Source organism: Amycolatopsis vancoresmycina (assembly GCF_000716785.1).
Lineage (GTDB): Bacteria > Actinomycetota > Actinomycetes > Mycobacteriales > Pseudonocardiaceae > Amycolatopsis > Amycolatopsis vancoresmycina.
The window spans coordinates 44,623-63,155 of the sequence record NZ_JNYY01000008.1; the positions used below are offsets into that span (position 1 = coordinate 44,623).

At 73.7% G+C, this 18,533-nt stretch carries 22 protein-coding genes; 15 read left to right on the forward strand and 7 right to left on the reverse strand.

Features of this window, described 5'->3' with window-relative positions; translation table 11 throughout:
- The first annotated feature begins 68 nt into the window (after positions 1 to 68).
- The 3 genes from rocD to OO60_RS20030 all read left to right on the forward strand — a co-directional run bounded on the left by rocD (position 69) and on the right by OO60_RS20030 (position 4,116).
- On the forward strand, positions 69 to 1,301 hold the full coding sequence (rocD, locus tag OO60_RS20020; protein WP_003061902.1) for an ornithine--oxo-acid transaminase: 1,233 nt from the start codon (positions 69 to 71) through the stop codon (positions 1,299 to 1,301).
- Between the two features lie 82 nt (positions 1,302 to 1,383).
- Positions 1,384 to 2,733, forward strand: coding sequence for a DUF2252 domain-containing protein (locus tag OO60_RS20025; RefSeq protein ID WP_033261866.1), 1,350 nt, complete (start codon positions 1,384 to 1,386; stop codon positions 2,731 to 2,733).
- A gap of 84 nt (positions 2,734 to 2,817) precedes the next feature.
- Entirely contained in the window at positions 2,818 to 4,116 is a 1,299-nt protein-coding gene (locus tag OO60_RS20030) for a glycoside hydrolase 5 family protein (protein ID WP_003061910.1), read from the forward strand.
- Here the strand turns inward: OO60_RS20030 and OO60_RS20035 are convergent.
- Positions 4,103 to 4,987 carry an FAD-dependent oxidoreductase gene (locus tag OO60_RS20035; RefSeq protein WP_003061913.1) on the reverse strand — a complete coding sequence of 295 codons (885 nt, stop codon included), beginning with the start codon at positions 4,985 to 4,987 and terminating at the stop codon, positions 4,103 to 4,105. The genes OO60_RS20030 and OO60_RS20035 overlap by 14 nt on opposite strands.
- A 27-nt stretch (positions 4,988 to 5,014) precedes the next feature.
- On the opposite strand from OO60_RS20035, the gene OO60_RS20040 reads away from it, so the two are divergent.
- On the forward strand, positions 5,015 to 5,629 hold the full coding sequence (locus tag OO60_RS20040; protein ID WP_003061914.1) for a phosphatase PAP2 family protein: 615 nt from the start codon (positions 5,015 to 5,017) through the stop codon (positions 5,627 to 5,629).
- On the opposite strand, the gene zapE is transcribed toward OO60_RS20040, so the two are convergent.
- Complete coding sequence (gene zapE, locus OO60_RS20045; protein WP_003061915.1) at positions 5,583 to 6,602, reverse strand: cell division protein ZapE; 1,020 nt, start codon at positions 6,600 to 6,602, stop codon at positions 5,583 to 5,585. The two genes, OO60_RS20040 and zapE, sit on opposite strands and share 47 nt — an antisense overlap.
- Positions 6,603 to 6,742: 140 nt before the next feature.
- Here zapE and OO60_RS20050 point away from each other — a divergent pair, with 140 nt between their 5' ends.
- From OO60_RS20050 to OO60_RS20095, 10 genes are all read left to right on the forward strand, one after another.
- Positions 6,743 to 7,483 (forward strand): pyrimidine reductase family protein, encoded by a 741-nt coding sequence (locus OO60_RS20050; protein WP_033261867.1) that lies wholly within the window; start codon positions 6,743 to 6,745, stop codon positions 7,481 to 7,483.
- Positions 7,480 to 8,034 carry an RNA polymerase sigma factor gene (locus OO60_RS20055; protein ID WP_033261868.1) on the forward strand — a complete coding sequence of 185 codons (555 nt, stop codon included), beginning with the start codon at positions 7,480 to 7,482 and terminating at the stop codon, positions 8,032 to 8,034. Before OO60_RS20050 ends, OO60_RS20055 begins: the two co-directional genes overlap by 4 nt.
- Positions 8,034 to 8,447 carry a hypothetical protein gene (locus OO60_RS20060; RefSeq protein WP_033261869.1) on the forward strand — a complete coding sequence of 138 codons (414 nt, stop codon included), beginning with the start codon at positions 8,034 to 8,036 and terminating at the stop codon, positions 8,445 to 8,447. Before OO60_RS20055 ends, OO60_RS20060 begins: the two co-directional genes overlap by 1 nt.
- 89 nt (positions 8,448 to 8,536) lie before the next feature.
- Positions 8,537 to 8,974, forward strand: a complete 438-nt coding sequence (locus tag OO60_RS20065; RefSeq protein WP_033261870.1) for an Asp23/Gls24 family envelope stress response protein — start codon at positions 8,537 to 8,539, stop codon at positions 8,972 to 8,974.
- Between the two features lie 31 nt (positions 8,975 to 9,005).
- Positions 9,006 to 9,182 (forward strand): hypothetical protein, encoded by a 177-nt coding sequence (locus OO60_RS47175; protein ID WP_013224542.1) that lies wholly within the window; start codon positions 9,006 to 9,008, stop codon positions 9,180 to 9,182.
- Positions 9,179 to 9,529 carry an Asp23/Gls24 family envelope stress response protein gene (locus OO60_RS20075; RefSeq protein WP_033261871.1) on the forward strand — a complete coding sequence of 117 codons (351 nt, stop codon included), beginning with the start codon at positions 9,179 to 9,181 and terminating at the stop codon, positions 9,527 to 9,529. The genes OO60_RS47175 and OO60_RS20075 overlap by 4 nt, the downstream gene beginning before the upstream one ends.
- 2 nt (positions 9,530 to 9,531) lie before the next feature.
- Positions 9,532 to 10,068 (forward strand): DUF6286 domain-containing protein, encoded by a 537-nt coding sequence (locus tag OO60_RS20080; protein WP_033261872.1) that lies wholly within the window; start codon positions 9,532 to 9,534, stop codon positions 10,066 to 10,068.
- Positions 10,065 to 10,664: an alkaline shock response membrane anchor protein AmaP gene (locus tag OO60_RS20085; protein WP_003068826.1), complete on the forward strand. Its 600-nt coding sequence runs from the start codon at positions 10,065 to 10,067 to the stop codon at positions 10,662 to 10,664. Before OO60_RS20080 ends, OO60_RS20085 begins: the two co-directional genes overlap by 4 nt.
- Before the next feature lie 27 nt (positions 10,665 to 10,691).
- Positions 10,692 to 11,771: an ATP-dependent DNA ligase gene (locus OO60_RS20090; RefSeq protein WP_033261873.1), complete on the forward strand. Its 1,080-nt coding sequence runs from the start codon at positions 10,692 to 10,694 to the stop codon at positions 11,769 to 11,771.
- Between the two features lie 70 nt (positions 11,772 to 11,841).
- The gene (locus OO60_RS20095) at positions 11,842 to 13,389 is read left to right on the forward strand and encodes an alpha/beta hydrolase (protein WP_033261874.1); all 1,548 of its coding nucleotides are present in this window, start codon (positions 11,842 to 11,844) and stop codon (positions 13,387 to 13,389) included.
- A gap of 116 nt (positions 13,390 to 13,505) precedes the next feature.
- Here OO60_RS20095 and OO60_RS20100 read toward each other — a convergent pair whose 3' ends face one another.
- From OO60_RS20100 to OO60_RS20110, 3 genes are all read right to left on the reverse strand, one after another.
- Entirely contained in the window at positions 13,506 to 14,651 is a 1,146-nt protein-coding gene (locus OO60_RS20100; protein WP_033261875.1) for an RNA polymerase sigma factor, read from the reverse strand.
- 13 nt (positions 14,652 to 14,664) lie between these two features.
- Positions 14,665 to 15,075 (reverse strand): YciI family protein, encoded by a 411-nt coding sequence (locus OO60_RS20105; RefSeq protein ID WP_003068838.1) that lies wholly within the window; start codon positions 15,073 to 15,075, stop codon positions 14,665 to 14,667.
- A gap of 105 nt (positions 15,076 to 15,180) precedes the next feature.
- The gene (locus OO60_RS20110) at positions 15,181 to 15,423 is read right to left on the reverse strand and encodes a DUF2630 family protein (RefSeq protein ID WP_003068842.1); all 243 of its coding nucleotides are present in this window, start codon (positions 15,421 to 15,423) and stop codon (positions 15,181 to 15,183) included.
- Between the two features lie 86 nt (positions 15,424 to 15,509).
- Here OO60_RS20110 and trxA point away from each other — a divergent pair, with 86 nt between their 5' ends.
- Positions 15,510 to 15,881: a thioredoxin gene (gene trxA, locus OO60_RS20115; protein ID WP_003068845.1), complete on the forward strand. Its 372-nt coding sequence runs from the start codon at positions 15,510 to 15,512 to the stop codon at positions 15,879 to 15,881.
- Positions 15,882 to 15,931: 50 nt separating this feature from the next.
- Here trxA and OO60_RS20120 read toward each other — a convergent pair whose 3' ends face one another.
- Both OO60_RS20120 and pruA read right to left on the reverse strand, forming a co-directional pair.
- Positions 15,932 to 16,861: a proline dehydrogenase family protein gene (locus OO60_RS20120; RefSeq protein ID WP_003068848.1), complete on the reverse strand. Its 930-nt coding sequence runs from the start codon at positions 16,859 to 16,861 to the stop codon at positions 15,932 to 15,934.
- A 13-nt stretch (positions 16,862 to 16,874) separates the two neighbouring features.
- On the reverse strand, positions 16,875 to 18,503 hold the full coding sequence (pruA, locus tag OO60_RS20125; RefSeq protein ID WP_003068851.1) for an L-glutamate gamma-semialdehyde dehydrogenase: 1,629 nt from the start codon (positions 18,501 to 18,503) through the stop codon (positions 16,875 to 16,877).
- Between the last annotated feature and the right edge of the window lie 30 nt (positions 18,504 to 18,533).

Consider the following 18,533-nt stretch of genomic DNA (forward strand, 5'->3'; position numbering starts at 1 on the left):
CAACGAACAACGGGTGAAAGCAACGATTCCCGGCTGAACTCTGCGTGTTCTGCCTCTAACCTGAACGTATGACGACGTTCGCCGGCCGGGAGACCGCCGCCCCCACCGCCGCGAGCTTCATCGAGCTCGACGAGCAATGGAGCACGCACAACTACCACCCGCTGCCCGTCGTGATCGCCGAAGCCTCCGGTGCCTCGGTGACCGACGTCGAGGGCAAGTCCTACCTCGACTTCCTGTCCGGCTACTCGGCCCTGAACTTCGGCCACCGCCACCCGGACCTGATCGCCGCCGCCGTCGCCCAGCTCGGGCGCGTCACGCTGACGTCGCGGGCGTTCCACCACGACCAGCTGGGGCTGTTCTGCCACGAGCTGGCCGAGCTGACCGGCACCGAGCTGGTGCTGCCGATGAACTCCGGCGCCGAGGCCGTCGAGTCCGCGGTCAAGGTGGCCCGCAAGTGGGCGCACCGGGTCAAGGGCGTGCCGGACGGCACCGCGGAGATCATCGTCGCCGGCTCGAACTTCCACGGCCGGACCACGACGATCGTGTCGTTCTCCACCGACGAGACCGCCCGCGCCGACTTCGGCCCGTTCACCCCCGGCTTCGTCACGGTGAAGTACGGCGACGCGGCCGCGCTGCGCGACGCGATCACCCCGCGCACGGCCGCGGTGCTGCTGGAGCCGGTGCAGGGCGAGGCCGGCGTCATCGTGCCGCCGGAGGGCTACTTCGCCGACGTCCGGCAGGCCTGCGACGAGCACGGCGTGCTGCTGATCGCCGACGAGATCCAGTCCGGCCTGGCCCGCACCGGCACGGTGCTGGCGCTGGACCACGAGGGCGTCCGCGCCGACGTCTACACGCTCGGCAAGGCCCTCGGCGGCGGCATCCTGCCGGTGTCCGCGGTGGTCGGCCGCCGCGACGTGCTGGGCGTGCTGAAGCCGGGTGAGCACGGCTCGACCTTCGGCGGCAACCCGCTCGCCTGCGCGGTCGGGCGGGCCGTCGTCAAGCTGCTGAAGACCGGCGAGTTCCAGCAGCGGTCGGCGGAGCTGGGTGCCCACCTGCACTCGCGCCTGAACGCGCTGATCGGCACCGGCCTGTCCGAGGTCCGCGGCCGCGGGCTGTGGGCGGGCATCGACATCGCGCCGGGCGGTCCGTCCGGGCGCGAGGCGTCGGTGGCGCTGTCCGCGCGGGGCGTGCTCTGCAAGGAGACGCACGAGCGCACGCTGCGCGTGGCGCCGCCACTGGTGATCACCCGCGAGGAGCTGGACCGCGGCATCGACGCGATCGCCGAGGTCATCCGCCCCTGAAACCACCCGGACGCCGCCGGGTGAGCCTCCCGCCCCGGCGGCGTCCGGGAGCACAACGTCCCCTTCGGACGTTGTGCCCGGTATGGGATCAGGGGAACGCCCGCTCGTGGGCACCGAAAGCGTCACCCCCGCCGAGCTGTACGAACAGGGGAAACGGCTCCGGGATAAAACACCGGTCACGGCACACGACCACCAGGCGGCCGCCGAAGACCGGCCGTCGCCGCGGGACTACTTCGAGGCCAGCAACGCCGGACGGCTGCCGGAGCTCGTCGAACTGCGGCGCGAGCGCATGCTGGCCTCGCCGTTCACCTTCTTCCGCGGCGCCGCCGGGCTGATGGGCGCCGACCTCGCCGGGACGCCGGACGCCGGGCTGACCGCCCAGCTCTGCGGCGACGCGCACGCGGCGAACTTCGGGCTCTACGGCACACCCGAGGGCAAGATCGTGATGGACATCAACGACTTCGACGAGACCGTGCCGGGCCCGTGGGAGTGGGACCTCAAGCGGCTCGCCGCCAGCCTCGTGCTCGCCGGGCGCGAAGGCGGCATCGGGGAGTCCGGCTGCCGCGAGGCCGCCGAAGACGCCGTGAAGTCCTACCGCCGGACCACCCGCGCGCTGGCCGAGCTGCCGTTCCTGCGGAGCTGGAACGCGCTGCCGGACTCCTCCGTGCTGTCGAAGGCGCGCGCCGACGAGCTGATCGACGACTTCGCCGACGCCGCCGAGAAGGCCCGCAAGAACACCAGCGCGAAGGTCGCGGCGAAGTGGACCGAGCACGTCGACGACCACGAGACCGGGCTGGCGCGCCACCGGTTCGTCGAAGACCCGCCCGTGCTGACCCACGTCGACGCGGCAACCGCCGACGCCGTGGCCGCCGGCCTGGTGTCCTATGTGGACACCCTGCGCGAGTCGAGGCGCACGCTGATCGCGCGGTACCGGCTCGCCGACGTCGCCTTCCGCGTCGTCGGCACGGGCAGCGTCGGCCTGCGCAGCTACGTCGCCCTGCTGCACGGCAACGACGACGAAGACCTGGTGCTGCAGGTGAAACAGGCGCAGCGGCCCGCGCTGGCGCCGTACCTGGACCTGCCGCCGGCGGCGCACGAAGGGCAGCGGATCGTCGACGGCGCCCGGCTGGTCCAGGCCGAAACCGACATCCTCCTCGGCTGGACCACGATCGGCGGCGTGCCGTTCATCGTCCGGCAGTTCCGGAACCTCAAGGGCGACATCGACCCGGCGGCGCTGGAGAAGGACCACCTCGACGACTACGGCCGGCTGGCCGGGGCGCTGCTCGCCCGCGCGCACGCGCGTTCCCTGCACCCGAAGCTGCTTTCGGGCTACTTCGCCGACGACTCCGAGCTCGACGAAGCGATGGGTGCGTTCGCCGTGCGCTACGCCGACCGGACGGAAGCCGACCACGCCGCCTTCTCGGGGACCTGACCGGACAGGTTGCCGGTCAACCCTGGAGAACGACTTCCCGGCCGTGCTAGACGTTCGTGAACGGGTGACGGCGAGGGAGGCGGCGTGGCGGACATCGGGCGGCGGTCGGTACTCACGGGTGTGGTCGCGACGGCGCTGGCGGCCACCGCGGCACCCGCGTTCGCGGCGCCCCGGCGGCGGGCGTTCCGGCTGGGCGTCAACTACACGCCGTCGACGCGGTGGTTCCACATGTGGGAAGACTGGCGCGAGGACGACCTGCGCCGCGACCTGCACGACATCGCCGAGCTGGGGCTCGACCACATCCGGATCATGCTGCTGTGGTCGGCCTTCCAGCCCGAACCGCACCTGGTGAGCGGCGAGAAGCTCGACCGGCTGCACCGGTTCCTCGACCTCGCCGGCGCGGCCGGGCTGGACGTCGAGGTGACGGTGTTCAACGGCCACATCTCGGCCCGCTACTGGACGCCGAACTGGCTGCAGCCGACGCCGAAGCCGGTCAACTGGTTCACCGACCCGGCCGCCCTCGATGCGCAGCGCGCGCTCCTGGCGGCCCTCGCCGGGCGGATCGGCACGCACCCGCGGTTCCTCGGCTTCGACCTGTCGAACGAGCCGTACTACTACTGGGACTCCTACGCCGGCCTCTTCGTCACCCAGGCGCAGGCGGACGCGTGGGCCCGCACGCTCTGCGCCACCGCCGAGGAGGTGGCCCCCGGCAAGGCGCACACGGTCGGGTGCGACCGGGCGCCGTGGGACAACGGCACCTACTTCACCCGCGCCGGGCTGGCGGACGCGGGCAACGTGGTGGCGATCCACCCGTGGACGTCGTTCTTCGGCACGCTGAAGACGGACCCGCTCGCCGCGTTCGCCACCCACAACGCGGAACGCCTGATCCAGGTGGCCCAGGCGTACGCGACGGACCCGGCCCGCCGCGTCTGGATCCAGGAGGACGGCGCGGCGCCGTCGATCCACTTCAGCGACGCGACGCGCCCCCAGTACGGCGAGTGGCTGTCCCGCTCGATCCGCAACGCGGCGTCCTGCGCCCACACGCTCGGCTTCACGTGGTGGTGCTCCCACGACGTGAACCCGGCCCTGGTGCCGAACCTGAACCCGCTGGAGTACGACCTGGGGCTGTACACGAACGACCGCAAGCTGAAGCCCGCGGGCCAGGCGCTGAAGAACCTGGTGGCGGAGTTCGACCGGACACCCCCGGCCCCGGCCCCGCGCACGACGGCGATCGTGGGCCCGGACCTGATCCCGACGGCGGGCAGCGACCGGTTCTTCAAGCTGGCGGCCGAGGGCAGGCGGGTGGCGTTCGTGCTGCAGAGCCGCGCCGCGGACACGGCTTACTTGAGACAGCGCGGTATCACCGAGCTCATCCAGCCGTGACGAGCGCGGCGACGTCCGCCGCGCAGCCCCAGGCCAGGGTGATGCCCGCTCCCCCGTGCCCGTAGCAGTGCACCACGCCGGCCTCCCGCTCCAGCCGCACCGACTGCCGGAACGGGCGCAGTCCCACCAGCGACCGCAGCACCTGCGCGTCCGCCAGCCGCGGCTCCAGCTCGCGGCAGCGGCGCAGGATGTCCGCCGTCACGCCCGGGTTCGGGTCCGTGTCGCCGCGGCCCGGCTCCTCGGTGCCGCCGCACACCACGTGGGTGCCGTGGGGGATCACGTACGCCACGCCCGGGCCCGTCTCGTCGACCACGAACTCCGCCAGGCCCGGGTCGGCCACGTGCACCACCTGGCCGCCGACCGGGACCATCGAGCCGTCGCCGGCCAGCGGGCCCGCGCCGAGGCCCGCCGCGTTGACCACCACGTCCGCGCCGAGCCCCGACAACGACGTCAGGGCCCGGTACTCGACCTGCACGCCCAGTGCGCGCACGCCGGCGAGCAGCCAGCCCAGGTACACCGGCGTGTCGACCACCGCCGTCGTGAACTCCACGCGGTCGCCGTCGCGGGCCGCGTGGCCGACCGCCGGGAGCCACGGCGGGTCCGGCTCGCCCGCCGCCAGCAGGACACGGCCGCGGCGGAACCGCACGCCCGGGGCGTCCTGCCCGCGGAAGACCTCGATGCTCGCCGCGGTCCAGCGCACGAGCCGCTCGTCCGCGCTCCGGCCCGGCGGGTACAGCACCCCGCCGGCGACCGCCGACGTCGTCTCTCGCGGCGGGGCCGCCGCCACCACGGTGACGTCGTGGCCCGCTTCCGCCAGCCGGTACGCGCTGCTCAGCCCGACGATCCCGGCGCCGGCGACTGTGACCCGCATCCGCTCCTCCCGAGGTCGCTCCCTCGCATGGTGACGCACCGGCGGCGCCCGGCGGGCCGCGGGGGCCCGGCTACCCTCGCGCGGGTGAGGACGATCGCCGCGGTCTGCGGGCTGTTCGCGCTGCTGCTGGGCCTGCCGTTCGCCGGCGGGACCACACCCGGCGCGCTCGACGACGCCGCCGCCCGGGCCGTGGCGCCGCTGAGCCCCGGTGTGCTGCGGGCGCTGGTGTTCCCGACCGAGCCGTGCGTCGTGGTCGCGCTGGCCCTGCTCGCGGTCGTCCTGTGCCTGCGCGCCGGACGGCGGCGGGAGGCCGCGCTCGCCGTCGCCGTGCCGGTGCTGGCCATCCTCCTGACGGCGTTCCTGCTGAAGCCGCTGTACGACCGGTGGAAGAACGGCACCCTCGTCTACCCCAGCGGCCACACGGTGAGCCTGGTCGCGGTGCTGACCGTGCTCGTCCTGGTCACGCGCCGGGTCGTCGTGGCCGTGCTGGCCGCGGTGGCGCTGCTCGCCGCGGCGGCCGGGCTCGTCGGCCTGGGCTACCACTACCTCACCGACGTCGCCGGCGGGACGCTGTGGGCCGTCGCGGTCGTGCTGGTCAGCTGGCCGGCGCGGCGTCACGGGCCAGCGCGGTCAGCCGGCTGACCGCGCGGAGGTACTTCTTGCGGTAGCCGCCGTTCACCATCTCCTCGGTGAACAGCGACGGCAGCGGCTCGCCCGACACCACCAGCGGGATGGCCCGGTCGTAGAGCCGGTCGGCGAAGGCGACCAGCCGCAGGCCCACGTTCTGGTCCGGCGCCGGGTGGATGCCGCGCAGGTGCACGCGGGTGACGCCGTCGAGCAGCCGCCCGTAGCGCGAGGGGTGCAGCTGGGCGAGGTGGGCGCACAGCGCGTCGAAATCGTCCACTGTGGACCCGTCGTGCGCGGCGGCCGACGCCTCCAGCTCCGCCTCCGGCACCGGCGGCGGCGCGTCCGGCAGGCCGCGGTGGCGGTAGTCCGGGCCGTCGACGCGGACCACGCCGAAGCGGGCCGACAGCGTCTGGATCTCGCGCAGGAAGTCCTCGGCGGCGAACCGGCCCTCCCCCAGCTTCTCCGGCAGCGTGTTCGACGTCGCCGCGACGAACACCCCGGCGTCCATCAGCTCCTGCAGCAGCCGGGTGACGAGCGTGGTGTCGCCCGGGTCGTCGAGCTCGAACTCGTCGATGGCCAGGATCCGGTGCTCCGACAGCCGCCGCACGGCCTCGGCGAAACCCAGCGCCCCGACCAGGTGGGTCAGCTCGACGAACGTGCCATAGGCCTTGGGCGACGGCGCCGCGTGCCACGTCGAAGCCAGCAGGTGGGTCTTGCCGACGCCGAACCCGCCGTCGAGGTAGAGCCCCTTCGGCCCGGACGGCTCCGGCGACCCGCCGAACAGCTTGAAGCGCTTCTTCTCCTTGCGCGCGCCCACCTTCTCCGCGAACGCCGAGCACGCTTCGACCGCGGCGGCCTGGCTGGGCTCGTCGGGATTCGGCAGGTAGGTCCCGAACCGGACGGCGTCGAAGCGCGGCGGCGGCACCAAAGCGCCGATCAGCTCGTCGGCGGACAGCTCGGGGCGGCGATCGGTCAGGTGCGCGGGCATGAACAAAGAGACTATGACCTGCCAACGCAACCACACGCGGGGGTCCTGGGGCTTGCCCCCGGCGGGGGTCTGGGGGCTCGGCCCCCAGGAGACACAGTCCCCGGTAGAGACGTGATTCACGCTCGTGCTGGGATGATCGGGTGCAGCTTGTGTGGCCCGATCGGACGGGCGAACTGACCGCTTCGGACCTCCAACGGCTCTACGCCTATCCCGAGCACCTGGACCGGCCCTGGGTGCAGGTGAACTTCGTCGCGTCCGCCGACGGCGCCGTCGAGATCGACACGACGTCGGCCGGCCTCTCGCACGCCGCCGACCGCCGCGTTTTCCTGCTCGGCCGCGACCTCGCCGACGTGATCCTGGTCGGCGCCGGAACCGTCCGGGCGGAGAACTACCGCGGGGTCGTCGCGGGCGCGAAACGCCTGGAACGCAGGCGGCGCCTCGGGTTCGACGGTGTCCCGCCGATCGCCGTCGTGACGCGCACCGCGGAGCTCGACCCCGATTCGCGGCTGTTCACCGAAACCGTCGTTCCCCCGATCGTGGTCACCACGGAGACCGCTGACACACGCGCCCTCGAAGCCGCCGGGGCCGAGGTCCTGCGCGCGGGCGACGGCGACGTCGACCTGCCGCGCGCCCTCGCCCTGCTCGCCGCCCGCGGCCTGCGCCGGATCGACTGCGAAGGCGGTCCCGGGCTCTTCGCCCGGCTCGTCGCCGTCGACCTCGTCGACCAGCTGTGCCTGACCGTCGCGCCGCTGCTGGTGGCCGGGACCGCGGGCCGGATCGCCGCCGGGGCCGCGCCCGCCGTGCCGCGCCGGCTCGCGCTGGCCTCGGTCCTCGTCGAGGACGGCTTCACGTTCCTGCGTTACCGCCGGGACGCCGGGTGAGCGGCGACGCCGAGCTCCTCGCCAAGGCCGCGGGCGGCGACGAAACGGCGTTCGGCGCGCTGGTGCGGCAGCACACGCCCCGGATGTACCGGGTCGCGCTGCGGATCACCGGCAGCGCGGCGGAGGCCGAGGACGTGGTGCAGGACGCGTGGCTCGCCGCCTGGCGCTCGCTGGCCGGGTTCCGGCAGGAGTCGGCGGTGTCGACCTGGCTCTACCGCGTCGTCACCAACAGCGCGCTCGCCGTGCTGCGCCGCCGCCGTCCGACGGTCTCGCTCGACGACCCGGCCCCGCAGTCCACTGTGGACAACGCGCTGCTGGCCGCGGCGGTGCCCGGCCCGGAAGGCCGGGTCGTGCGGGCCGAAGAGGTCGACGCGGTGCTGCGGGCGGTCGGCAGGCTGGAGGTGTCCCAGCGCGTGCCGCTCGTGCTGCGCGAACTGGAGGGGCTGAGCTACGAAGAGGTCGCCGAAGTGCTCGACGTGAACGTCGGCGCCTTGCGCTCCCGGCTGCACCGGGCCAGGGTGGCGCTGCTCGCCGAATTGAGGGAGCGGTGATGGCCGAGCCAGAGGACCCCGAGTCCGATCCCCGCTGGGACGCCGTGCGCGCCGCCGCCCGGCGCCGGGTGCCGACCCCGCCCGGCCTGGTCGAACGCGTGCTGCGGGCGGTCGCGCGCGGCCGCCGGACCGCGGTCGACGTGCCCGGCGAGGCGGGCCGGCTGCGCGTCACCGAAGCCGTCGTCACCCGGCTGGCCAGTGCGATCGCGGCGGAGCGGGCCCCGGACGGCGTGCGGGTCTCGGCCGTCGCGGTCGAGGCCGACGTCGTGGAGGTCCTGGTGTCGGTCCGGTTCGGCGTCGTCGCCGACGAAGCCGCCGAGGGGCTGCGCCGGGACGTCACCGCCGAGCTGGCCCGGCAACTCGGGACCGCCACGGCGGTGAACGTGCACGTCGTGGACGTCCACCCGGGGTGAAGTTACCCCGATCGGGTGACATTGCGTGAGGGTCGGGCCCGCCCGGGCATCGTAACGGCGAACGCCCGCCACGAGAGGAGCCCGCACGCATGCACCCGGAACGGACCGAGAGCCCCGGCACGGTCACGCCGCTCAACGAGGAGGGCGCCGCCGGCCGCACTACCATCTCGTCGCTGGTGGTGCAGAAGGTCGCCGGCCTGGCCGCCCGCGAGATCGCCGGCGTGCACGCCCTCGGCGGCGGCGGGGTTTCCCGCGCGATCGGCGCGCTGCGCGAGCGGATCCCCGGCTCCGGCACGGTCACCACGACCGGCGTGTCGGTGGAGGTCGGCGAAAAGCAGACGGCGATCGACCTCGACGTCGTCGTGGAGTACGGCGCGCGCATCACCGACGTTGCCCGTGCGGTGCGGCGCAACGTGATCACCGCGGTCGAGCAGATCACCGGCCTCGAGGTGATCGAGGTGAACATCGCGGTCAACGACATCTTCCTGCCGGGCGAGGAAGAGCCCGAATCCACCCGCGTGGAATGACCGCCCTTCCGTCCCAGTCCAAGGAGGACACGTGAACGCAACGCAGACCGGGCTCCTGGCCGGGCTGATCCTCGGCCTGGCCGCGACCCAGGGGTTCACCGCGTTCCTGGTGACCCTGGCCGTCGGGATCATCGGCCTGGTCGCCGGCCGGGTCCTCGACGGCGAGCTCGACCTCGGCGAGCTCTTCGGCAAGGGCCGCGACAAGTGAGCCGCGTCCTGGACGTGCCGCGGGAGCTCGCCGACCCCGGCGAGCGCGGCACCCTCACCATCGGGCACGCGGTGGTCCGCAAGGTCGCCCAGCACGCCGCGGACACGGTGCCCGGCACCGCCCGGGACGGCCGGAAGGGCCCCAAGGCGAAGGTCGGCGGGCACGACAACGACGTCGACCTGGCGCTCGACCTCGCCCTGCGCTACCCGGCGGCGGTCCGCGCGGTCGTCGGCGACGTGCGCGAGAAGGTCACCGAAGAGGTCGAGCTGATCACCGGCTACCGCGTCCGGACGCTGGCCGTGACGGTGTCCGCGCTGCTGCCGGACGCGGCGCCGAGGGTGCGGTAGCCGTGCGCCCGTTCGTCCGCATCCTCGCGACCCTGCTGGGCCTGGCCTTCGCCGCGGCCGGGGCGTTGCTCGCCCTGGAGGTCGGCTGGCACTGGTGGCGCCCGGGCTCGGCGCCGCTGCTGGTGCCGTGGCCGCGGTGGCAGGCCGGGCTGGCGGCCCTGGGCTGGGACGCCTACGCGGTCCGCGTCGGCGCCGGCGTGGTCGCCGCGGCCGGCCTGGTGCTCATCGCCTGTGCGCTCGCCGCGGGCAACCGCGCGGTCCGGCTGACCGACCCGGCCGGCGACGTGAGCGTCTCGACGTCGCCGCGCTCGCTGGCCCGGCTCGTCGGGCTCACCGTGCGCGCCCAGGACAACGTGGCGGGCGCATCGGTCACGGCGAGCGCCCGCCGCATCCGCGTCCGCGCCAAGAGCACCCTCGAGGGCGAAGGCGAGCTGCGCCCGCGGCTGCTGGCCACGGTGTCGGCGCTGCTCGACGAGGTCCCGCTGGTGCGGCGGCCGAAGGTCTCGGTCGTCGTCGACTCGCCGAAGGACCGCCGATGAGCCGGTCAGTCGCCGCGAAGGCGCTCGCCCGGTCGTACACCGGCGAACGGACGCTGACGTTCCTGGTCGGGTTGCTGGCCCTGGCGGGCGGAGCGCTGGCCCTGGTGGTCGGCTTCGGCTGGCTCGGCGAGTTCCGCGGCCGCCGTCCCCTGCTGGACCCGATCGCCACGGCCTGGCTCGGCGCGCACGCGACACCGGCGCGGATCGCCGCGATCGTGCTCGGCGTGCTGCTGTTCGTGGCGGGCCTGCGCTGGGCGGCGCGCTCGCTGCGCCCGGAACCGCGCCCGGACCTGGACCTCGACCGCACGGAAGGCGCGGAGCTGGTGGTCACGGCGGCCGCGATCGCCGGCGCGGTCCAGGCCGACGCGGAACGCCTCGACGGCGTCAGCCGGGCCCGGGTCCGCGCGGTGGGCTCGCGCACTTCTCCGGCGTTGCGCATCACGCTGTGGCTGCGGGAGGGAACGGACCTCAAGGGCGTCTGGGCGGACCTCGACACCCAGGTCCTGACCAGGGCCCGGGAATCACTCGGCCTGCCGGCGCTGCCGGCCGCGGTCCGCCTGGAACTCGACACGAGCCCGGCGAAACGCGTGCGCTGAGCCGGGGTTTTCCGCAGAATGCGGGGCATGCCCCTACCGCTGCAGCCGCCGCTGAAGCCGATGCTCGCCAAGCCCGCCAAGGCCATTCCGGACTCCGGGGGCCTGCTCTTCGAACCGAAGTGGGACGGCTTCCGCTGCATCGTCTTCCGCGACGGCGACGAGCTGTACCTGCAGTCGCGCGCGGAAAAGCCGCTCAACCGGTACTTCCCCGAGGCCGTCGCGCGGCTGCTGGAGATCCTGCCGCCGCGGGTCGTGCTCGACGGGGAGCTCGTCGTGGCCCGCGGCGGGCGGCTCGACTTCGACGCCCTCACCGAACGGATCCACCCCGCCGAAAGCCGGATCACGCTGCTGGCCGCCGAACAGCCCGCCGAATTCGTCGCCTTCGACGTGCTCGCGCTCGACGGCGAGACCCTGCTCGACGAGCCGACGTCCACGCGCCGCGAACGGCTCACCGAGCTGGCCGGCGACCGGTTCCCGCTCACCCCCGCCACCACCGACCCGGACACCGCGCGGCACTGGTTCGAGCTGTTCGAGGGCGCCGGCCTGGACGGCGTCATCGGCAAGCCCCTGGACGAGCCGTACACGCCCGGCAAGCGGGCGATGCTCAAGTACAAGCACCTGCGCACCGCCGACTGCGTGCTCGCCGGCCTCCGCTGGCACGTCGACGGCGGCCCCGGCGACCTCGTCGGCTCCTTCCTGCTCGGCCTGCACGACGAAAAGGGCGTGCTGCACCACGTCGGCACCGTCGGGTCGTTCCCCAAGGAGCGCCGCCGCGAGCTGGCCGAAGAACTCGCGCCGCTGATCACCGACGGCGAAGACCACCCCTGGGGCGGCCGGGCCACCGGCGAGGCGCAGCGCATCCCCGGCGGCATCACCCGCTGGCGGGCCACCGAACACGAATGGGTGCCGCTGCGGCCCGAGCGCGTCGTCGAGGTCGCCTACGAGAACACCGAAGGCGGGATGCCGTCGCGGTTCCGGCACAACGCGCGGTTCGTGCGGTGGCGGCCCGACCGCGAACCCGCCTCGTGCGACTACGGCCAGCTCGACGAGCCGGCCCGCTACGACCTCGACGCCGTCTTCCGCGGCCAGGTGGTGCGGACCCGCTAACCCGCGTCCCACACCGGCCGTGCGAAGCTCGGCCCTGCCCTTGATCGATGAAACCGTGAGGACACCGCCCGTGCGCCGCCGCCGTACCCGTCTCCTGGTCGCGCTGCTCGCCCTGGTCTCCGCCGCGGGCTGCGCCGCGGGGCCGTCGGTCCGGCCGGCGCTGGTCGAGAACGACGGGAAGACGACCGGCGCCGCGCCCACCCGGACGCCCGGGGTGCCGCTGCCGCCGCTGGGCGAACCGCAGTCGCCGACGCTGAAGTGGGCCGACTGCGACGACGACACGCGCCAGCGCATCGGCACCCCCGCCGTGCCGGACAGCCTGCACTTCACCTGCGCCCGCGTCACCGCGCCGCTCGACGCGCCCGGCGAGCCGCGGCGTTCGGTGGTGCGGCTGCTGGCGCTGAAGGCCGGCAGCGGGCCGGTGCCGCTGGTCGTGGTCAACGACGTCGACGGCGAACCGGGCAGCGTGTACGCCGCGCGGCTGGCCGCGACGCTGCCGCCGGCGTTCCTGGAGAAGTTCTCGCTGATCGGCCTGGACCGGCGCGGCACCGGGCTCTCCGGCGCCGCGCAGTGCGTTCCGCCCGACACCCGGCACGACCTCATCGACGCCGACCCGGCCCAGGGCGGCCTGGGCGACGTGCTGGACGCGGCCCGCAAGGCCGGCCAGCAGTGCGCCATCGAGCTGGACGACTCCCAGACCGCGCTGGACAGCTGGCGCGCCGCGGGCGACCTCGACGAGCTCCGCAAGCAGCTGGGGATGGAGCGGCTGGACGCGCTCGGCCACGGCGACGGCTCGAAGGTGCTGGCCGAGTACGCCGTCCGCTTCCCCGGCCAGGTCGGGCGGGTGGTCCTCGACGGCGTGCCCGACCCCGGCGCCGACACGGCCGCGGTTCTCGACGCGGTCGCCGCCGGCGCCCAGTCCACATTGGACGCCTTCGCCGCGGACTGCGCGGCGCGGCGCTGCGCCCTCGGCGAACCGAAGGCGGCGCTGGCCGCGCTCGCCGACGGGCTGCGGCGCTCCCCGGCGTCGACGGCCGACGGCGTCCCGTTCGGCCCGGGCGTGGCGATGTTCGCCGTCTACTCGGGACTGACGCAGCGCGCGCGGTGGCCGGAGCTGGCCGACGCGGTCACCGCGGCCCGCATCGGGAACATCGAACCCCTCGCCGCGTTCGCCGCGCCGGTGCTGCACGACACGCGCGCCCAGCCGTCGCGGATCGACGCCACGATCGCGACCCGCTGCAACGACAGCCAGACCCGCCTGTCGGCCGACCAGCTCGACCAGGTCGCCGCCGGGATGCGCGCGAAGTACCCGCAGTTCGGCACGGTCATCGCCCAGCAGCTGGCCTGGTGCGGCCCGTGGCCGGTGCGGACCGAGCCGCTGCCGGCCCCGGGCGTCCCGGGCGTCCCGCCGATCCTGATCGCGGCCACCGCGGCCGACCCGGCAACCCCCCAGGTCGGCAGCACCCGCGCGGCCGACCAGATGCCGTCCGCGGTCACGATCACCTGGCAGGGAGCGGGCCACGGCGCCCTCCCCGCCTCCCCCTGCGTCACCGAAGCGGCCCGAGCGTTCCTGATCGACGGCAAAATCCCCACCGACGGCACCCTCTGCCCCGCGTGATCGAAGGGGCATCTCACGTGATCAGAAGGGACACACGCGTGATTGGAGGGGCATCGGGTGTGATGCCCCTCCAATCACACGTGATGCCCCCTCAATCACACGTGGTGCCCGTTCGGTCACGAGATGCGGGTGTTGAGGCGGGCGGCTTGGCGGGTGAGGTGGTCGGCCTCGGCGAGGCTTGACGCCTTCCGGGCCGCCTCGGCGTAGAGGCGGGCCGCGGCCGGCAGGTCGCCGTCGCGCTCGTGGAGGTAGGCCGACACCGCTGTGTAGCGGGGCAAGGCCGGGTCGAGCTCCGCCAGCGCTGCGAGGCCGGCGCGCGGGCCGTCCGCTTCGCCGACCGCCACCGCGCGGTTGAGCCGCACGACCGGGCTGCCGGTGAGGCGGACCAGCTCGTCGTACCACTCGACGATCTGCACCCAGTCGGTCTCCGCGGCGTCCTGCGCGTCGGCGTGCAGGGCCGCGATGGCGGCCTGGGCCTGGAACTCGCCCAGCCGGTCGCGGGCCAGCGCCGCCTGCAGGATCTCCACGCCGGTGGCGATCAACGCGGTGTCCCAGCGGGAGCGGTCCTGGTCGGCCAGCGGGACCAGGCTGCCGTCCGCCGCCGTCCGGGCGGCGCGCCGGGCGTGGTGCAGCAGCATCAGCGCGAGCAGCCCCGCCACCTCGGGGTGGTCGATCGACGCCGCCAGCTGCCGGGTCAGCCGGATGGCCTCGGCGGCGAGGTCGACGTCGCCCGAGTAGCCCTCGTTGAACACCAGGTAGAGCACCCGCAGCACGGTGGCGACGTCGCCGGGCTGGTCGAACCGCACCCCCGACACGGTCCGCTTGGCGCGGCTGATGCGCTGCGCCATGGTCGCCTCGGGCACCAGGTACGCCTGCGCGATCTGCCGGGTGGTCAGCCCGCCGACGGCCCGCAGCGTCAGCGCCACGGCCGACGACGGCGTCAGCGACGGGTGCGCGCACAGGAAGTACAGCTGCAGCGTGTCGTCCACGTCCGCCGCGGGCCCGGGCGCCACCTCGGCGTCGACGACGTCCTCGCGACGGCGGCGGGCGGCGTCCGCGCGGGTCGCGTCGAGGAACTTGCGCCACGCCACGGTGACCAACCAGCCCTGGGGACTGGCCGGGACACCGTCGGCAGCCCAGCCGCGGAACGCCTCGGCCAGCGCCTCCTGGACGGCGTCCTCGGCCGCCGCGAAGTCCGCGCCGCGGCGGACGAGGACGGCCAGGACACCCGGGGTGAGGCTTCGGATCAGGGCTTCGTCCACGGCTCCCGGCCCGTCATTCCGTGATGGTGGGCGGCGCGGTCAGGAACGGGCGCAGCTCGAGCCACTCGTGGATCGGCTCCCCGTTCGGGCCGGGCGCAGCCGACAGCTCCGCGGCCAGCTCGAGGGCGCGCTCGTAGCTGTCGACGTCGATCACCGTCCAGCCGGCGATGAGGTCCTTCGTCTCGGGGAAGGGGCCGTCGGTGACCGGCGGCCGTCCCTCGCCGTCGTAGCGGACGAACGTCCCCTCCGGGGCGAGGGCCTGGTGCTCGACGAACTCGCCGGTGGCCACCAGCTTCGCCCCGAAGTCCTCCATGTACTTGATGTGCGCGGAGATCTCCGCCGGCGTCCACTGGTCGATGGGTGCGTCGCAGTTCGCCGGGGCCGGCGCGCCGCGGTAGTGCTTCAGCAGCAGGTACTTGGCCATCGTGGTGCTCCCTCGGGGTCTCGGCGGCCCATTCTGGCCGCTTCCACCCGGGGGACGGAGCCGGTTCGCGCTTTTCGACGTCGCCGCCGGAGAACTTTTCCGGGCCTACTGCCGGTAGGACTCCACCTCGGAGACCGGGCGGGCCGCGGCGTCGTCCGGGTTCTCGTGGAACTCCGTCTTCGCGCGGCGCTGGCGCAGCAGGTCCCAGCACTGGTCGAGCTGCTGCTCGACCGCGGTGAGGCGGTCCTTGTCGCCGCCGCTCAGCCCCACGCCGACCGAGCGCGACCGGAGCTCGTGCTCCTCCGCGATCAGCTCGTCGATCCGGCCCAGGATTTCGCCGTCGGCCATCAGGTCCTCCTCTTCGCAGGTGCGCTCGGTGCAGACGCTACCCCGGCCCCGGGAATTCCCGCCGGGCCCGGTTCGTTGACCAGGGCATGAGCACCGTTGAGCTGACCGCCGAGAACTTCGACCAGACGGTAACCGACCACGAGTTCGTCCTGATCGACTTCTGGGCGAGCTGGTGCGGGCCGTGCCGCCAGTTCGCGCCGGTCTACGAGAAGGCCTCCGAGAAGCACGAGGACATCGTCTTCGCGAGCGTCGACACCGAAGCGCAGCAGCAGCTCGCGGCCGCCTTCGACGTCCGCTCGATCCCGACGCTGGCCATCATCCGGGACAAGACGCTGATCTACGCCCAGCCGGGCGCGCTCCCCGAAGCGGCGCTCGAGGACCTCATCAAGCAGGCCCGCGAGGTCGACATGGACGAGGTCAAGCGCAAGGCCGCCGAAGCCGAGGCCGAACAGGCCTGACCACCACCACACGGCGAAGGCCGCCCCCGCGGGTGCGGCCTTCGCCGTGTTCAGGACCGGGTGGCGAGCCCGCGCAGGAAGAACGCCAGGTTGGCCGGGCGCTCGGCCAGCCGCCGCATGAAGTAGCCGTACCACTCGTCGCCGTAGGGCACGTAGACACGCATCCGCGCGCCCGACGCGGCGATCCGCGCCTGCTCCTCCGGCCGGATGCCGTAGAGCATCTGGAACTCGTGGTCGTCGTCCTTCCGGCCGTTCTCCTCGGCCAGCGCGGCCGCGATTTCGATCATCCGCGGGTCGTGCGAGGCCACCATCGGGTACCCCTGGCCGGCCATCAGGACGCGCAGGCAGCGGACGTAGGACTTGTCCACGTCGGCCTTGTCCTGGAAGGCCACCGATTCCGGCTCGGCGTACGCGCCCTTGCACAGCCGCACGCGCGACCCGGGCCCGGACAGCTCCCGGCAGTCCTGCTCGGTGCGCCGCAGGTACGCCTGCAGCACCGCACCCACCCACGGGTACTCGCCGCGCAGCTCCTGCAGGATGCCGAGCGTCGAGTCCGTGGTGGTGTGGTCCTCCATGTCGAGCGTCACGGTGGCGCCGACCGCCTCGGCCGCCGCGCAGATCTTCCGGGCGTTCTCCAGGGCGACGTCCTCGCCGTTCGACGGCAGGAACTGCCCGACCGCCGAGAGCTTCACCGACACGTCGGCTCCGGAAGCCAGGCCCTCCGCGGCCAGCGCCGACAGCACGGCTTCGTAGGCCGCGACGGTCGCCGCCGCCTGTGCGGCGTCCGTGGTGTCCTCGCCCAGGTGGTCGAGGGTGATCCGGCGGCCGTCCGCGGCCAGTTCCCTGGCGACGCGGACCGCGTCGGCGGTCTCGGACCCGGCGACGAACCGGCGCACCACGGAACGCGTGGCGGGCACGGCTTCCACGAGCCGCCGGATGCCCTTCGACCGGGCGGCGGCGAGCAGCGGGGCACGCAGCATGACGGACTCCCTCTCAGCCCTGGTGCGGGTAACGCACGCTGGTCGGCGGCACGAACGTCTCCTTGACCGAGCGGGGGCTCGTCCAGCGGAGCAGGTTGAAGATCGAGCCGGCCTTGTCGTTGGTGCCCGAGGCCCGCGCCCCGCCGAACGGCTGCTGGCCGACGACGGCGCCGGTCGGCTTGTCGTTGACGTAGAAGTTGCCCGCGGAGAACTTCAGCGCCTCGGCGGCCTTCGCGACGGCAGTGCGGTCGTTGGCGATCACCGCGCCGGTCAGCGCGTACGCGGCCGAGGAGTCGATCAGCTTCAGGACGTCGTCGAAGCCGCCGTCCTCGTAGACGAACACCGACAGGATCGGGCCGAAGTACTCGGTCGAGAAGATCTCGTGGTCCGGCTTGTCCGAGACGAGGATCGTCGGCTGCACGAAGTAGCCGACGCTGTCGTCGGCCGTGCCGCCGGTGAGGATCTCCACCGAAGCGTCGCCCCGCACGCGGTCGAAGAGGTCCGTGTGCTTGGTGAACGCGCGCCGGTCGATGACCGCGCCGCCGAAGTGCGAGAAGTCGGTGACGTCGCCGTAGGACAGCGCCTCGGTCTCGGCGACCAGGCCGTCCTTCAGCTCGTTCCAGACGCTGCGCGGGATGTACGCGCGCGAAGCGGCGGAGCACTTCTGGCCCTGGTACTCGAAGGCGCCACGGACCAGGGCGGTGCGCAGCACGTCGACGTCGGCCGACGGGTGCGCGACGACGAAGTCCTTGCCGCCGGTCTCGCCGACCAGCCGCGGGTAGCCGCGGTAGCCCGCGATGTTCGCGCCGACCGTGCCCCACAGGTGCTGGAACGTCGCGGTCGAGCCGGTGAAGTGGATGCCGGCCAGGTCGCGGTGGGTCAGGGCGACCTCGGAGACGGCCTTGCCGTCGCCCGGCAGCAGGTTGATCACGCCCGGCGGCATGCCCGCCTCTTCGAGCAGCCGCATGGTCAGGTACGCGGCGAACGACTGCGTCGGCGACGGCTTCCACAGCACGGTGTTGCCCATCAGCGCGGGCGCGGTGGGCAGGTTGCCGGCGATCGCGGTGAAGTTGAACGGCGTGATCGCGTAGACGAAGCCTTCCAGGGGCCGGTGCTCCATCCGGTTCCACACACCCGGCGAGCTGATCGGCTGCTCGGCGAGGATGCGGCGGCCGAACTCGACGTTGAAGCGCCAGAAGTCGGCGAGCTCGCAGGCGGAGTCGATCTCGGCCTGGGTCGCGGTCTTGGACTGGCCGAGCATGGTGGCCGCGTTCAGGGTGGCGCGCCACTTGCCGGTGAGCAGGTCGGCGGCGCGCAGCAGGATCGCGGCGCGGTCGTCGTAGGACAGCGCGCGCCACTCCGGGGCGGCCTTCGCGGCGGCCGCGACGGCGTCGGTCGCGTCCTGCCGCGTCGCGCTGTGGATGGTGCCCAGCACGTGCTTGTGGTTGTGCGGCTGGACGACGTCGATCTTCTCGCCGCCGCCGGGGCGCTGCTCGCCGCCGATGGTGACGGTCAGGTCGACCGGTTCCGCCTGGCCCAGCCGCTGGAGCGCACCCTCGAGTTCGGCGCGCTCGGCGCTGCCGGGTGCGTAGGTCAGCACCGGCTCGTTCTTCGGGGCGGGGGTCTGGGTCACGGCGTCCACGGCGGCTCCTCTGCTTACTGTCCTGATGCC